Genomic DNA, 15597 nt, shown 5'->3' on the forward strand with positions numbered 1-15597 from the left:
CTTCTATTCTGGTACCCGCAGTACCTGGCAACCGGATCGAGCTTGCCGCACCCTAGGAGTATGACGACGACCGCGCAGGCCGCAGAGACCGATGTACGGCGCAGTGAGCTGGCGGCCTTTTTGCGTAGCCGCCGCGAGCGCATCGCCCCCGAACAGGTGGGGTTGCCGCGGGGCCGCCGCCGACGCACCCCCGGGCTGCGCCGCGAGGAGGTGGCGCAGCTCTCGGCGGTGGGTGTCACCTGGTACACGTGGCTGGAACAGGCCCGCGACATCCACGTATCGGCGCAGGTGCTGGACTCTATCGCCCGCGCGCTGCTCCTTGACCCCAATGAACGCACGCATCTGTTCACGCTCGCCGCGGTGGCCGACCCGGCGCCTGGGACGGAGTGCGCCAGCATCTCCGAGTCGGTCCGCGCGATGCTGCGCCAGCTTGAGCCCATCCTGGTCTGTGTGCAAAACAGCCGCTATGACCTACTGGCGTACAACCGGACCTACGGCAATCTGCTGTGCGATCTGGATGCCTTGCCGCCGCAGGAGCGCAACTGCATGTGGCTCGCCTTCACCAACCCCGGCTGGTCGCAGGCCCTGGTGGATCGCGAGGAGGTGATCAGGGCGATGGCGGCCAAGTTCCGCTCGGCGATGGCCGAGCACATTGCGGAGCCGACGTGGAAGCACCTGTTGGGGCGGCTTCAGCAGGCATCGCCTGAGTTCCGGGAGATCTGGGAGCGGCACGAGGTGATGCGGATGGCGCCAGATCGCACCAAGCGGTTCTTGAACACCCACGTCGGGCTGCTGCACCTGCACTACCAAATGCTGTGGCTCGGCCCGCGCCCCGGGCCGCGCATGATCGCCTACGTGCCGGCCGACGAGGAGTCAAGGGCCCGGCTTGAGCGGTTGCAGGAGCTCACGGTCTCGGGGGCGCTCGCCGGGGTGTGAGCGGGCCGGTGGGGGCGCGCGGGTGCCCGCGGGTGCCCCAGGGGCGCGGGAAGCGGGCAGGGCGACGTACGCGGCGACGTAGGGGGTGGGTGCTGCGCGGCGACGGACAGGGGCGGGCCGCAGCGGCGGCCACCCGGGACGCTGGTCCCAGCGGCACCCGCTTCGAGTCGCCGGGCTCATGGGGGACAATGAGAGGTCTGCTCCCACCACCCTCTTCGGAAGGACGCGTCCGCGATGACCGCCGAGTCCCAGCCGCTCCACATCGGCACGCACGCGGTCGTGCCGCCGGTGATCCTGGCCCCCATGGCGGGCATCACCAATGCGCCGTTTCGCACGCTGTGCCGGGAGTTCTCCGGCGGCAAGGGCCTCTTCGTCAGCGAGATGATCACCACCAGAGCACTCGTGGAGCGCGACGCCAAGACGATGCGGTTGATCCACTTCGACGGCGTCGAGAAGCCGCGGTCCATCCAGTTGTACGGGGTGGACCCGGCCACCGTCGGCAAGGCGGTCCGGATGATCGTGGACGAGGATCTGGCCGACCACATCGATCTGAACTTCGGCTGCCCGGTGCCGAAGGTGACCCGCAAGGGCGGTGGCTCGGCGCTTCCGTACAAGCGCCATCTGCTGCGCGCGATCGTGCGCGAGGCGGTCGCGGGCGCCGGTGAGCTGCCGGTGACGATGAAGATGCGCAAGGGCATCGACGACGACCATCTGACCTATCTGGACGCCGGGCGGATCGCGGTGCAGGAGGGCGTACGGGCCATCGCGCTGCATGGGCGCACCGCGGCGCAGCACTACAGCGGCGAGGCCGACTGGTCGGCGATCGCACGGCTGAAGGAAGCGGTGCCGGAGATTCCGGTGCTGGGCAACGGGGACATCTGGTCGGCGGACGACGCGCTGCGGATGGTGCGTGAGACCGGCTGCGACGGGGTGGTCGTGGGGCGCGGCTGTCTGGGTCGCCCGTGGCTGTTCGGCGATCTGGTGGCCGCCTTCGACGCCGGCGCGACACTGGGTGCCACCGGCAACGCTCAGGCGGTGTCCCGAGCGGTCCCGGGGGCCGGCGGTGGGCCCGCATGGGCGGCGCTCACCAAGGGGCCCACGGGGTACGCCGCGCCCACGCTGCGCGAGGTCACGCGGGTGATGCTGCGCCATGCGGAGCTGCTGGGGCAGTGGCTTGAGGATGAGCGGCGGGGCGTCATCGACTTTCGTAAGCATGTGGCCTGGTACACCAAGGGCTTTGCGGTCGGCTCCGATATGCGTAAGCGGCTCGCCATCGCCTCCTCGCTGGAGGAATTGGCCGCTCTGATGAGCGATATGGACCGTGACCAGGCATGGCCTGCGGGTGCGGACGGGCCCAGGGGTCGAACGTCTGGCCGAGATCGAGTGGTTCTGCCGGATGGCTGGCTCAATGATCCCTACGAGAGGGCCGCGGTGGGCGCCGAGGCCGAGTTGAGTACCTCGGGCGGCTGAATTTCCCTGAAACATGGAAACACGGACGTGATTCTCGCCACGTGTGATCGGTGGTTTGCTCAGATGAGCGTGCTCATTTGTTGATCCACTCGTCCGTCTGAGCGCACACACCTCTCCAATGCGTGGCACTCAGTGCCACTCTTGATTCCTTAAAGGATCATACGGATTACTGCACTCCGCTTGCGTGTCCTTGCTGTGAGTGCTGACAATCGGGCATTGCGGGCGGCTTGCCTTCGGGGCTTGAACGCTCACCTTGGGGTGTCAACTTCTCGATGGATCACAGGTCTCGTGGTGTGGATCACCGTCGATCTCGTGGCGGCCAATCAGTTACGGCCGAATGACCGCCAAGTGGACGTACCCATGCACCTTCGATCTGGGTACGCTCCCCGCCGTCAGGGCAGCCTTCCTCCGAGCCAACGTTCGGGGGTACCTCAGCGAGGTGTCGAGAACCGTGTCGGAAAACAACGATCCCCATGTACAGCCTGAGTCTCAGAAGTTCGTCTACGACTTCACCGAGGGCAACAGGAACCTGAAGGATCTGCTGGGCGGCAAGGGAGCGAACCTCGCCGAGATGACCAATCTCGGGCTGCCCGTCCCTCCCGGGTTCACCATCACCACCGAGGCGTGCAAGGTCTACCTCGACAGTGGTGAGGAGCCGCCGGCGCTGCGCGACGAGGTCAGTGCACACCTCGACGCGCTCGAAGCCACCATGGACAAGAAGCTGGGCCAGCCGAATGACCCGCTGCTGGTCTCGGTGCGCTCCGGCGCCAAGTTCTCCATGCCCGGAATGATGGACACCGTCCTCAACATCGGGCTCTCCGACGACTCGGTGGCCGGCCTCGCCGCGCAGGCGGGCGACGAGCGCTTCGCGTGGGACTCCTACCGACGTCTGATTCAGATGTTCGGCAAGACCGTCCTTGGCGTGGACGGTGACCTGTTCGAGGAGGCGCTGGAGCGCGCCAAGCACGCCAAGGGCGTGAGCGTGGACGTGGACCTCGACGCCGCCGACCTCAAGGCCCTGGTGGGCGAGTTCAAGGCCCTGGTCTCCAAGGAGACCGGCCGCGACTTCCCGCAGGACCCGCGCGAGCAGATGGACCTGGCCGTGTGTGCCGTCTTCGACTCGTGGAACACCGACCGCGCCAAGCTCTACCGGCGCCAAGAGCGCATCCCCGGCGACCTCGGCACCGCCGTCAACGTCTGCTCCATGGTCTTCGGCAACCTCGGCCCCGACTCCGGCACCGGCGTCGCCTTCACCCGCGACCCGGCCAGCGGCCACCAGGGCGTCTACGGCGACTACCTGCAAAACGCGCAGGGCGAAGACGTGGTGGCCGGCATCCGCAACACCGTGCCGCTCGCCGACCTCGAAGGCATCGACAAGCCGTCCTACGACGAGCTGATGCGGATCATGGAAACGCTCGAAACGCACTACAAGGACCTGTGCGACATCGAGTTCACCATCGAGCGCGGCAAGCTGTGGATGCTTCAGACCCGGGTCGGCAAGCGCACCGCAGGTGCCGCCTTCCGCATCGCCACCCAACTCGTGGACCAGGGCCTGATCGACGAGGCCGAAGCCCTCCAGCGGGTCAACGGTGCGCAGCTCGCGCAGCTCATGTTCCCCCGCTTCGACGAGAGCGCCGCCGCGGAGAAGATCGGCCGGGGCATCGCCGCTTCGCCCGGCGCCGCGGTCGGCAAGGCCGTCTTCGACTCGTACACCGCGGTCAAGTGGTCGCGCTCCGGCGAGAAGGTCATCCTCATTCGCCGCGAGACCAACCCGGACGACCTCAACGGCATGATCGCCGCCGAGGGCATCCTCACCTCGCGCGGCGGCAAGACCTCGCACGCCGCCGTCGTCGCCCGCGGCATGGGCAAGACCTGTGTTTGCGGTGCCGAGGAGCTTGAGGTGGACACCAAGCGGCGCTGCCTGACCGCGCCGGACGGCACCGTGGTCCAAGAGGGCGACGTCGTGTCCATCGACGGCTCCTCCGGCAAGGTGTACCTCGGCGAGGTACCGGTCGTGCCCTCACCGGTGGTCGAATACTTCGAGGGCCGGATGCACGCGGGCGCCGACGACGCGGATGAGCTGGTCAAGGCCGTACACCGGATCATGGCGTACGCGGACCGGGTACGCAGGCTGCGCGTGCGGGCCAACGCGGACAACGCCGAGGACGCCGCACGCGCCCGCCGCTTCGGCGCGCAGGGCATCGGCCTGTGCCGCACCGAGCACATGTTCCTCGGCGAGCGGCGCGAGATGGTCGAGCGGCTGATCCTCGCCGACACCGACGCCGACCGGCAGACCGCGCTCCATGGCCTGCTGCCGCTGCAAAAGGCCGACTTCACCGAGCTGTTCGAGGCGATGGACGGGCTGCCGGTGACGGTGCGACTCCTCGACCCGCCGCTGCACGAGTTCCTGCCCGACATCACCGAGCTGTCGGTACGGGTCGCGCTCGCCGAGGCCCGCCAGGACGCCAACGAGAACGACCTGCGGCTGCTCCAGGCCGTGCACAAGCTGCATGAGCAAAACCCCATGCTGGGCCTGCGCGGCGTACGCCTTGGCCTGGTCATCCCGGGCCTGTTCGCGATGCAGGTACGGGCCATCGCCGAGGCCGCAGCCGAGCGGAAGAACGCCAAGGGCGACCCGCGCGCGGAAATCATGATTCCGCTGGTCGGCACCGTCCAGGAGCTGGAGATCGTCCGCGAGGAGGCCGAGCGGGTCATCGCCGAGGTCGAGCAGGCGCGCGGAGTGAACCTCAAGCTGACCCTGGGCACGATGATCGAGCTGCCCCGTGCCGCGCTGACGGCCGGCCAGATCGCCGAGTCGGCCGACTTCTTCTCCTTCGGCACCAACGACCTCACCCAGACCGTGTGGGGCTTCTCCCGAGACGACGTGGAGGCCAGCTTCTTCACCGCGTACCTGGAGAAGGGCATCTTCGGCGTCAGCCCGTTCGAGACCATCGACCGAGACGGCGTGGGCGCGCTCGTACGCTCCGCCGTCGAGGCCGGCCGGGCCACCCGCCCCGACCTCAAGCTGGGCGTGTGCGGCGAACACGGCGGCGACCCGGAGTCGGTGCACTTCTTCCACGAGGTCGGCCTCGACTACGTCTCCTGCTCGCCCTTCCGCATCCCGGTGGCGCGTCTTGAGGCGGGTCGGGCGGCGGCGGAGTCCGCCGGCAGCGACAGCCGCTAACCGCCACGGGGCGGGCGAAGTCGCGGGGGCCAGCGCCTTGTGCGGCTTCGCCCGCTCCTGCGTGCTCACGCCCGTTGGGCCACCTCGCTGAACCGCCTACCCGCGGGAGCCGGTTCCCTGTCGCAAGGGGATCGTGGCGCGGCACCTCACCCCTCAGTGCCTGCCGTTGGCTCCCCGGCCGTAGGCGCACTACGGCGAGCGGACGGTCCGGGCGTACGAAAGGGGGCGGCGCCTGTGCGAGGCGCCGCCCCCTACTACTCCCCCCACGGGAGCCGTTACCGCCAGCCAGATGTGCGGCGGCAACTGATGCTCAACGGCCATGCGGTGCCCGTTACCCCCCACGGGAACGAGCAATCCGGCCTGAGCACCCACCGGGAAAATGCCCCTGCCTTTTCCCACGTCCCAGCATTCCGCTTGGACATGTTGGAGCGCGACCCGTTTCAACTCTGGCCAAAAGGGCGTGGTGACTGCTTGTGTTGGGGTGCATACTCAGGGATTGGGGGGACTACGGATGCCACATGTGGGGGTTTGGTGCTGCGCGTCCATTTCACAAGCGTGGATCTGGCGCGGCTGCGGATGGCCGCTCGCCCGGACGCACTCTGGGAAACTGTTTTAAGTTTCCATCGACTTCGTGAGAAACAAGCAGAGTTGGTCTTCGGTGAATGGCGTTCGCAAACGCGGGCGCGACTCAATTCCGAGACCCGGTTGCTGGCACCACTGGTGCCACAGCGCGGCTATTTTCCTGACTTCCTGACGCCACCAGAGGGCGTCATCAGCGTCGAGGAGGCGATGGAAGCGGTCCGGGCGACACCGCCCGAGAGGTTACGCGCGGAGATATCCAAGCTCCCCGCGGGACGCCCCTTACCCGCGTGGATGCGGCCCATGGCCGATGGGGACGGCTCAGATCGGGCCCTGGCCCGACTCGTGGACACGTTGCGCGATTACCACCGGGCCGCCATCGCACCGCACTGGTCGCATCTTCACGGCCGCGTCGAGGCAGACCGGGCCGCACGCGGCCGAGCTCTCCTGGACGGCGGCGTGGACGGGCTGCTGAGCTCGCTGCCCGCCACCATGCGCTGGCGGTCGCCGGTGCTCGAAGTGGACTACCCCGTCGATCGGGACCTGCATCTGGACGGACGCGGCCTGCTGTTGCTGCCCTCGTTCTTCTGCCGCCGTACGCCAGTGACCTATCACAACCCGGCGCTGACGCCGGTCCTCGTCTACCCGCTGGAGCACGCGTCGGGCCCCGCGCTGGTCTCGCCCGCACGCTCGCTGGTCAAGCTCGTCGGCTCCACCCGGTCCGCCGTCCTTGAGGGCATCGGCGCCGGATGCACCACCAGCGAACTCGCCCGCAGAGTCGGGGTCTCGCTGGCCTCCGCCAGCCAACACGCCACCGTGCTACGGGACGCCGGATTGCTGGTCACGCTGCGCCAAGGAAGCGCCGTCCTGCACACGCTCACGCCGCTAGGCGCCGCCTTGCTGCGCGGCGGCGCCTCCGGGGATCGACCAGGTGGTCCACGAGGCGACCGGCCCGCCCCTCCTGCGGCGGACCGGCCGGCCGACAGACCCGTGGTTACGAGCGGAACGGGCCCGTCACCTCGTAGGTGATGCCACCCGACGAACTACCCGTCGTGCCGCGCTGGCTGGAAAAGTACAGCCGCTGCCCGTTCGGCGAGAAGGCCGGCCCGGTGATCTCCGACCCCGACTGGCCACTGATCCGCAAGAACGGAGCCACCACATCGCTCGGAGTGAGCACACAGATCTCCATGTTGCCGCCGTCCTCGGCGACGAACAGGTCGCCCGACGCGGCACCGGTGATGTTGTCCACCCCGGTGAGCGGGGCGCTCCCGCTGACCAGCGAGTCGTCATAGGCCAACTCGTACGTGCTGGAGGCCAAGTTGAGCTTCCACACACGGTTGTCACCCTTGGTGGTGAACCAGGCGGTGTCGTTCGCGTAGTGGCACCCCTCGCCACCGTTAAACCGCTTCGCGCCCGAGACCTGGTCGCGGGTCACGGTCGGCGAACCGTCCGGGTCGGGCACGTTGGCCCACGTGAACGAGCCAGAGGTGGCCGTACCCGCCTTGAGTACCTGGAGAGTGCCGGCGGACAAATTGCCCCACGTCGTGGGGACGAAACGGTAGAAGCAGCCGTTGGACTCGTCCTCGGTCAGGTAGATCGCCTTACGGACCGGGTCCGCAGCTGCGGCCTCGTGCTTGAAACGGCCCATCGCATCGCGCCTGGTCGCCGCGTTGACGCCCCACGGGTCGCTCTCGTACACGTAACCGAGGCTGACCTCTTCACAGGACAGCCAGGTGTTCCACGGCGTCTTGCCGCCGGCGCAGTTCTGCCGCGTGTTGGAGAGCACGCGGTGCGCTCCGGTGATGGTGCCCGAAGAGTTGAACTTCACGGCGCCCACGCCGCCGCCCGGGTTGATCTCCGAGTTGGAGACGTAGATCCAGCCCGTCCCATCGGCATAACAGGCGCCCCCATCGGGGGCGTTGTGCCAGGTGTACGAGGTGCCGGTGACCTGTTGGCCGGATCGGGCGATCACCCGGCTGGTGAAGCCGCTGGGCAACTGGATGCCATTGCCGTCAGCGGCGGCAAGCGCCCCGTACGGGCCGGGGCCCGGCTGGGCCGGGGCGGCATAGGCGGCTCCGCGCATCAACGTGCCGCCGAAGGTTGCTACTGAGGTGCCGATGACTGCGCCGCGCAGGAAGGTACGTCGTTCCACGGTCCACTCCACGGGATCGAAGACGGCCGGCGGCCGGGTGGCCTGCCGGTCAGACGCCGCCCAACTGCCGTTGGGGGAAGTGCTGGTAGGCGGTGCCTTCAGGGCGCGGAGACTACAAGGCGGGTGTTGACGGAGCAGCAACAACTGGTGGCGGAGCGAGTACGAGGTGATGGCTGAAGTTCGCCCCCCTTTCCCCACCCCGCCCCTTCCCGCAGCCACGCGCCGTCTCGCTCCCAGCACGGCCTTGGCCCCGGCCTGATGAGGGCGCTAGGCCGGGCGTCTGTGCCGGACGCGCCATGGGTGCGCGCGGGGGCGTGGCCGGGCCATGAGGTGTCCGACCTGCGCGCTACGAGTTAATTCTGGGCAGCATGACCGGGCTCGTAAGCGGCCCGGGAACAGCCCGGGAACAGCCCGGCAACAGCCCGGGAGCAGCCCGCGAAGGAGCTGCGCGGGCGCGCGCCCGGGCGACGGGCGCCAGCGTGGGGGCCTTCGGGCGCCGGCGCGCGGGCCTTGGCCTTGGCCTTGAGATTAGGCCGGGCGGCCGGGCGGTCGGGCGCGGGGTGCTGGTTGGTGGTTGGTGGCGTCAGTCGCGATCGACGTGTTCGCGGGTGACCTTCCCGGTCGTTGCGTCCACGTCGTAGGTGGTCTTGTTCCAGTCCTTCGGTGTGACGACATCCACGGACCACAGGAGCGTGCCCGCGTCGTTGTCGTCCAACTCGATGGAGCTGACCGTGCCGTTCTTCTTGCCGGTGGCGACCTTGGCCGCCTGCTGGGGCGTCTGCTTGGCCTTGGCGATCCGCTGGGCCAGCTCCCGCTTGTCGTCGGCGTCCTGGTCGGCTTCGGCGGCGGAGTGGAGCACCTTGCCGGACGCGGCGTCGATGCGTACGGTATGCGCGGTTCCGTCCTTGGCGGCGACCGTGGCGATCCACTCGGCATCCTTCGGCTGCCCGCTCATCGTCGGGCTCGGGCTGCCGGCTCTGTTAATCCCGTTGACCCCGTTGACCCCGTTGACCCCGTTGATCCCGTTGACCCTGTTGGTCTTGTTGGCCCTGCCGTCGTCGCCGCTGGGGTGGCCGCCGCCCGAGCCCTTGAGCTCAAGGTCGGCGAGCCGGCCGCCGGGGACCTTTGCGACCGCCGTATCGGCCGCCTTGGCGTAGCCGACCTTGGCCATCGGGATCAGCGCCTTACGCTCGGACTGATCCTCGGTGAGCCGGCCCGAGCCCGAGGGGTCGCCGGGCTGGTTCGGGCTCGACGGGGCGCTCTTCGACGGCTCGGCGATGGTCGCGGACGGGGATCGCTTGTCGCCGCCGTCGTCGCCATCGTCCCCGCACCCGGCCAGCAGCGCGGCACAGGTGGCCAGGGCGCACACGGCCGTGGCGACGCGGAGGGGCCGGGGGTGGCGGCCCAGGGGCCGCGTACGACTGCACACACGTCTCATGCAGTGACGCCTAACCGGCGACCCGCCGGGGCACTCGGCCCGGGCCCACATTCACCCCATCGCCTGACCCGGCTCGGGCGGCGGATGGCCGGCCAGCTGGCCCGCACGCACCCGCGCCCGCGCACGCACCCGCGCACGCACTCCAGGCCCGCACCGGCGCCCGCGCACATACCCGCGCGCCGTTCATTGCGTGCGCCAGCGGACCGCCCCCACATGCTCGCGGCGCCGCCATGTCGCATGGCGGCGCCGCTTGCCGTGTGTCGTTTCGTTGCCGGTCATGTGCCGTCAGCCGGTCAGGGACCGACCGCCCGCACTAGACCTCGTCGCGTGGTGCCGTCAGGTGACCTTCACCGTGACGTCATCCACGACGAAGCTGGTTTGCAGGTTGGTGTCTTCGGTGGAGGCGAACGTCAACGTGACCTTCTGGCCCGCGTACGAGCTGAGGTCAACGCTGCGCTCCTGGTAGCCGCTTGCCGCGTCGGTGTTGTCAAGCGTGGCCACTGTCGTGCCGTTGGCCTTGACGGTGAACGTGTCGTACGCCGTGTTCTCCGTCTCGTCGGTGTCCACGTGCAGCCAGTAGTTGAGCGTGGCATTGGTGCAGCCGGTGGGCACGGTGACCGACTGGCTGATGGTGTCGTTCGTGGCGTTGCCGTAACCGCCGAGCCACGCGAAGCGGCTGCCGCTGTGCGCGGACTGGCCCGCGTGCGCGCCGATCGCCCCGGTGCTTCCGGTCCACGGCGTGCTGCCGCTCTCGAAGCCGCCGTTGACGATGAGCTGCTCGTCACAGCCCGGCGTGCCGCCGCCCACGGTCAGGCTGTAGGTGGCGCTGTGGGTGGACTTGCCAGTACCCGTGATGGTGAGGGTGTACGTACCGGCCTTGGCCGCCGACGACGCGGTGATGGTGATGGCGGACTTGCCGCCCGAGGTCACCGTCTGCGGATCGAAGGACACCTGCACGCCGGCAGGAGCACCCGAGGCCGACAGCTGGACCGGCTGCGCCGAGCCATTGGTGGTCGCCGTCACGACGGTGGCGTTGGTCGATGAGCCCGGGTCAACGCTGCCCGTCGCGGGGCTGACCGACAACGAGAAGTCGTCGTCCGGCACCGTCTCGGAGACCGCCTGCTTCCACAGGGTGTACGCGATGCCGTCCACGCCGCGGTTCAGCGCCGTGGCGTTGATGTTGTTGGTGGTGTCGCATGACTGGTGGTAGCAGGGGTCGTAAGCGCCGTTCGCGGTGCCGCCCCACTTCGTGGCCTGGGCCGCGGTCTTGCGGTAGCTGGCGCCCGTGGCGTACCCGGAGGTCGGGATGTTCGACTGCTCGAAGGAGTAGTCATCGGAGCGGCCTGCGCCCTCGGTGTTCTCCTCCGGCTGAAGGTTGAGGGACTCCCAGTACTCCTTCATCGGCTGCGCCGCGGCGGAGCTGATGTGGTTGACGAAGTAGCCGCCGTTGACCGAGGCGATCATGTCGAAGTTGTAGTACGCCTTGATCTGCGACTTCTGCGTCGTGGAGAGCGAACCGACATAGAACTTCGAGCCGTTGAGGCCCTGCTCTTCGTCCGTCCACCAGCCGAACCGCACCCGGTTCGCCATGGTCGGGTTCTTCTGTGCGAGCACCAGGGCCGTCTCCAGGAGCGCGGCCGAGCCCGAGGCGTTGTCGTTGATGCCGGGGCCTGCCCCGACACTGTCCAGGTGCGCACCGAACATGTACGTCTTCGACGCGTCGCCCTTGGGCCACTCGGCGATCAGGTTCGGGCCCGAGCCTGAGCTGCAACCGGAGGTGCAGGGCTGCTCGGTGACGGTGTACCCCGCGGCCTGGAGCTTACCCTTGGCGTAGGAGACGGAGTCGCGATAGCCCTGGCTGTTGGACTTGCGGTTGCCGCCGTTACGGCTGGCGATGCTCTGGAACTCGGACAGATGTGCCTGCACCTTGGCGACGTCGATGTCCGGGGCGCCGGGGCTGGGGTTGCTGCCGTTCACGGTCAGCGTGTACTGCGCGGTGTGGGTGGCGCTGCCCTTGGCGGTCACGGTGATCGTGTACGTGCCGGGGGCGGTGCTCGCCGAGGTGGTGACCTTCATGGTGGAGCTGGCGCCGGAGGTGACCGACGACGGGGTGAAGGTCACGTTCGCGCCCGCCGGAGCGCCGGACGCGGACAGGGTGACGGACTGCGCTTCACCGCTGGTGGTCGAGGTGCCGATGGTCGCCGTCGCGGCCGAGCCCGGATCGACGCTGCCCGTTGCGGGGCTGACCGATACCGAGAAGTCGCCGCCCTGGCTGGTGCAGGACGGGTCACCGGACTGGGCGGGGATGCTGATGGCGTCCCAGGCGGCCTGCGTCTTCTTGAACAGGTCACAGGACGGGTCGAGGCCCTTGGCCGCGGTCAGGGTCGCCGTACGGTACTTCTTGTGGGTCATGCCGCTGGTCTTGAGCAGCATGCCGCCGTAGAAGACCTTGCCGGCCGTCTGGATGCCGACGCCGGTGACCGAGGAGTTGTTACAGGTCGGGCTCGTCGGCTTGCCGCCCCCGGGGTTGGAGCCCTCGGAGAGCAGGTAGAACCAGTGGTTGAGGGGGCCGGCCGCCGCGTGCACCTCGGTGTTGGGGATGGCCGAGGTGTAGCACCGCGGGTGGTTGCCGACCTTGGAGGGGTCGTACATGTTGCGGATCGGACCGTTGCCGCTCAGGTTGATCATCTCGCCGACGAGGTAGTCACCGGGAGTGTCGTACGGGGAAGGCTCGTTGGCGTACTCCTCGGTGAGGGCACCGAAGATGTCGCCCGTCGCCTCGCCGAGACCGGCCTCGTTGTTGGCGCCGCCCGGGGTGAACTGGTCGATGCCGTGGCCGAACTCATGGCCCACGACGTCCATGCCCGAGATCCACTCGTTGGCGCGGTTGTGGCCAATGGTGATCCGGGAGCCATCCCAATAGGCGTTCTGCTCGTTCAGGCCCACGCGCACCGGCCAGCTTCCGCCCTGGCCGTTGTGCCCGTTACGACCGAGCCACTCCTTGAGCATGTCCCACTCTTTTTGGGCCGCCCACATCGCATCGACGCAGCCGGTCTCCTTACTGGTGGGATTGCCGGTGCCCCAACTGTCAGTTGACTTGGTCATGACGCTGCCGCCGTTGTAGTCGGCGCAGCTCAGACCGGGGCGCTTGGGGTCTTTCAGCTGGTACTGGCTGCCCGAAGCCGTGGTGTCGATGGTCAGCGGGTTCGGGCCGTTCCACTTGCTGTTGCCGGTGCCGGCGCGTACGTCGTCGTAGGAGTCCACGACCTTGCCGGTGTGCGCATCCACGAACACATGCAGCCGGCTCGGGCTGGTGGCGGTCGAGCCGATGAGGACGGTCTCCCAGGCCAGGTGCGACTTGCCCTCATAGATCCGCACTACCAGTCGGCGCGACTCGCGGCGGTCCACCTTCTTCAGCTTGGTGCGGCTGATCTTCTCGGCGGACTCCGCGTTGATCTTGCCCCTGGTGGAGACGTTGATCTTGCCGGAGCTGGCCGACTGGGTTCCGCGCACCGAGCCCTTGCTGTCCGCGAGGACGACGGCGTCACCGCCGACAACGGGCAGCCCGTGGTAGCTGCGCTCGTACGCGATCGAGTACAAGCCGCGCAGCCACGGGGTGACGCTGCGGCGTTCGAACCGCTCGTTCGGGCCCTTCGCCAGCGCGTCGAGGCCGCTGGCGGTGGCCTTGTCGGCTGCGGCGATCGCCCGTTGGGTCGGATCGGCGGCAGCGGCGGGGGACTTCGACGGGGTGTCCGCCGGTGTCGCCGTCGCGGTCGCAACGGCGGGCAGCGCGGCTATGCCGAGGGTGACGGCCAAAGACACGCCGACCACCGTGATTCTTCGTAGCACATTGGCTCCTTGGGGGGATCGCGAGCTTTTCAGTTGAGCCACCTGGTCAGGGCCATGTGTGGGATCGCTCACCGACCGGCAGGGGCACGGTCGTACGCGGCGTACACAACATGTCCATGACTAAGCCGCCGCACCGTCACATCTGGGGGCCTGCGGCGTCAACGGATCGCCGGGCGTGAGCGGCTTCTGTCAACAACCGGAAAGTGCTGACCGATAACCGGGCACCGGGCAGGGAGAGAAGGGCGCAAAGCGCCAAGGGCGGCCGGGCCGTGCAGCGCCATGATGCCGGTTGTAGCTGTGTGAAGGGGCGCGGGGGTGCCGATCGCCGGCGCGGGGGTGGTGGCAGTGGTAGTGCAGGGTCAGCCGGTGCTGGCTCGTAGCCGTTCGCCGAAGTCGCGTACCGAGTGGAGCTGCCCCCAGCGCTCGGTGAGCCGAGACTCCAGGCCGTGCAGCTCGCGGGAGATCGTCATTTGCCGCGCGCGGCCCGCCTGTTCCAGCACCGGGCCGGCGAGCGCCAGCGCCGCGTCCGGATCGCCGGCACTCGCGTGGCAGTCGGCGAGACGTACCGTCAACAACAGACGGGCCAGGGTCATCCGGGCCGGGACCTGTGCCAGCGAGTCGGCCGTGGCCTGCACCGCGTCCCTGGCCGTCGCCCGGTCACCGGTCGCGGCGGCCAGATCTCGTAGCGCCCCGCCCACCGCGGACTCGACCCGCAGCACCCCCTCGGCGCCGTACAGCCAGGGCGCCTCGGCCTCATCTTGCCGGCCCAGCGCGGCGAGCCTACGTCGGGCGAGCGTGACCTGACGGCGGGTCTCGGCGCCATCGCACAGCACGGCGTACGCACGCGCCTGGTACACATGCGTCAGCGTCATGATCCACCCCCGGCCCGGGTCCACCGACGCGATGGCCCGGGCATACCCCAGGGCGGCGGTCGCATCGCCGTCGAGCCGGGCCAGGGTGCTCAGATCACTGGGCAAGATGCCGCGCGCCACGACGTCGTCGGCGCTTTGGGCCCAGCGCAGCCCGTGGCAGAACCAGGCCATCGCGATGGCACTTTGCCCCCGCTCCATGCGCAGCCGGCCCGCCAACTGCGCATAGTCGGCCGCCAGCCGGAGCTGCGCGGTGGGGAACGTGCCCGTGGCATGGACGGACTCCGCCCAGGAAAGGACCGAGCGCAGCACCCGTTCGACGGTGCCGACGAGCAGGGCCGTTGGCGTGCCGCCCAGGCTCATCCGCACCTGGCAGCTCAGCAGGCCCGCCAACCCGTGCACGGTATCCGGGTCCGTGGCCACCGGTAGCCGGTCCTCGGCGGCCCGGTGCAGCCGGGCCAGCAGCACGCGAGTTTCACCCAGCGCGGGCACGGCGCAGTCCATACGCGCATGCAAGGGACATCGCGGACCCTGTACGGACAAGCTGGCCGGCCAGTCGTCCACGAACAGTGCAGCCAGCAGCCCGGGCTGCCGCCCGCCCGGCACCGGCAAGAACAGCGACGCGGTATCCCAGGGCGAGCCGCCGGGCCAGCTCGTGGGCGAGCCGTGTGCGCCCGCTGCGATCGCCGACAGCGCGCCGCCGGCGCCGAGCACCGAGTCAAGACGCCGCACCAGGGGCGTCGGCAGCTCCCGCTTTCCGCTCTCCCACTTGCTGACCAGGCTGTGGTGGAAGCCCACCCGCACCCCGAGTTGCTGCTGCGTCAGACCGGCCCGCCGCCGGCAGTGCCGAAGCTGCCGTCCGAACTCGGCCCATACTTCCGACACCGGGGCATCCTTGACGGGCATGGCCACTCCTGTCCGTGACTGCGCGCTCGCCGACCTGCCGACGGCGGCTTGCGTAGGGCTCACACACCGGGTGCTGCTGCGTCGGCTGAGCCCGGAGATTAACGGTTCAGGGAATGCGGCGTATACGTGCTTTACCCAAAGCTGACTTCGGGACGTGTCACGGCGCGTGAGACAACGGGGACACCGATCCGCCGGCCGAACCGGCACCCGGTCG

8 protein-coding genes are annotated in these 15597 nt (G+C 68.9%); 4 read left to right on the top strand and 4 right to left on the bottom strand.

Translation table 11 applies throughout. The features are described 5' to 3' along the window. Nucleotides 1-60 precede the first annotated feature (60 nt). From FHS42_RS00470 to FHS42_RS00485, 4 genes are all read left to right on the top strand, one after another. Nucleotides 61-936: a helix-turn-helix transcriptional regulator gene (locus FHS42_RS00470; RefSeq protein WP_184568470.1), complete on the top strand. Its 876-nt coding sequence runs from the start codon at nt 61-63 to the stop codon at nt 934-936. Between the two features lie 234 nt (nt 937-1170). After that, nucleotides 1171-2406: a tRNA dihydrouridine synthase DusB gene (gene dusB, locus FHS42_RS00475; protein WP_184568471.1), complete on the top strand. Its 1236-nt coding sequence runs from the start codon at nt 1171-1173 to the stop codon at nt 2404-2406. 451 nt (nt 2407-2857) lie between these two features. Beyond that, nucleotides 2858-5590, top strand: coding sequence for a pyruvate, phosphate dikinase (gene ppdK, locus FHS42_RS00480; protein WP_184568472.1), 2733 nt, complete (start codon nt 2858-2860; stop codon nt 5588-5590). 531 nt (nt 5591-6121) lie between these two features. Beyond that, on the top strand, nt 6122-7198 hold the full coding sequence (locus FHS42_RS00485; protein WP_184568473.1) for an ArsR/SmtB family transcription factor: 1077 nt from the start codon (nt 6122-6124) through the stop codon (nt 7196-7198). Here FHS42_RS00485 and FHS42_RS00490 read toward each other — a convergent pair. The 4 genes from FHS42_RS00490 to FHS42_RS00505 form a co-directional block, all read right to left on the bottom strand. Beyond that, the gene (locus FHS42_RS00490) at nt 7164-8321 is read right to left on the bottom strand and encodes an alkaline phosphatase PhoX (RefSeq protein WP_184568474.1); all 1158 of its coding nucleotides are present in this window, start codon (nt 8319-8321) and stop codon (nt 7164-7166) included. The genes FHS42_RS00485 and FHS42_RS00490 overlap by 35 nt on opposite strands. A gap of 583 nt (nt 8322-8904) precedes the next feature. Further along, entirely contained in the window at nt 8905-9759 is an 855-nt protein-coding gene (locus FHS42_RS38060) for a PepSY domain-containing protein (protein ID WP_184568475.1), read from the bottom strand. 336 nt (nt 9760-10095) lie between these two features. Continuing rightward, nucleotides 10096-13608, bottom strand: coding sequence for a M28 family peptidase (locus FHS42_RS00500; protein WP_184568476.1), 3513 nt, complete (start codon nt 13606-13608; stop codon nt 10096-10098). A gap of 359 nt (nt 13609-13967) precedes the next feature. Continuing rightward, entirely contained in the window at nt 13968-15383 is a 1416-nt protein-coding gene (locus FHS42_RS00505) for a helix-turn-helix domain-containing protein (RefSeq protein WP_184568477.1), read from the bottom strand. Nucleotides 15384-15597: the final 214 nt, after the last annotated feature.

The sequence above is a fragment of the Streptomyces zagrosensis genome, from assembly GCF_014203645.1.
Taxonomy (GTDB): Bacteria; Actinomycetota; Actinomycetes; order Streptomycetales; family Streptomycetaceae; genus Streptomyces; species Streptomyces zagrosensis.

Coding starts and splice junctions, on each gene's coding strand:
- FHS42_RS00505 (WP_184568477.1), bottom strand. CDS start 15,383: ATGCCCGTCAAGGATGCCCCGGTGTCGGAAGTATGGGCCGAGTTCGGA.
- dusB (WP_184568471.1), top strand. CDS start 1,171: ATGACCGCCGAGTCCCAGCCGCTCCACATCGGCACGCACGCGGTCGTG.
- FHS42_RS38060 (WP_184568475.1), bottom strand. CDS start 9,759: ATGAGACGTGTGTGCAGTCGTACGCGGCCCCTGGGCCGCCACCCCCGG.
- FHS42_RS00470 (WP_184568470.1), top strand. CDS start 61: ATGACGACGACCGCGCAGGCCGCAGAGACCGATGTACGGCGCAGTGAG.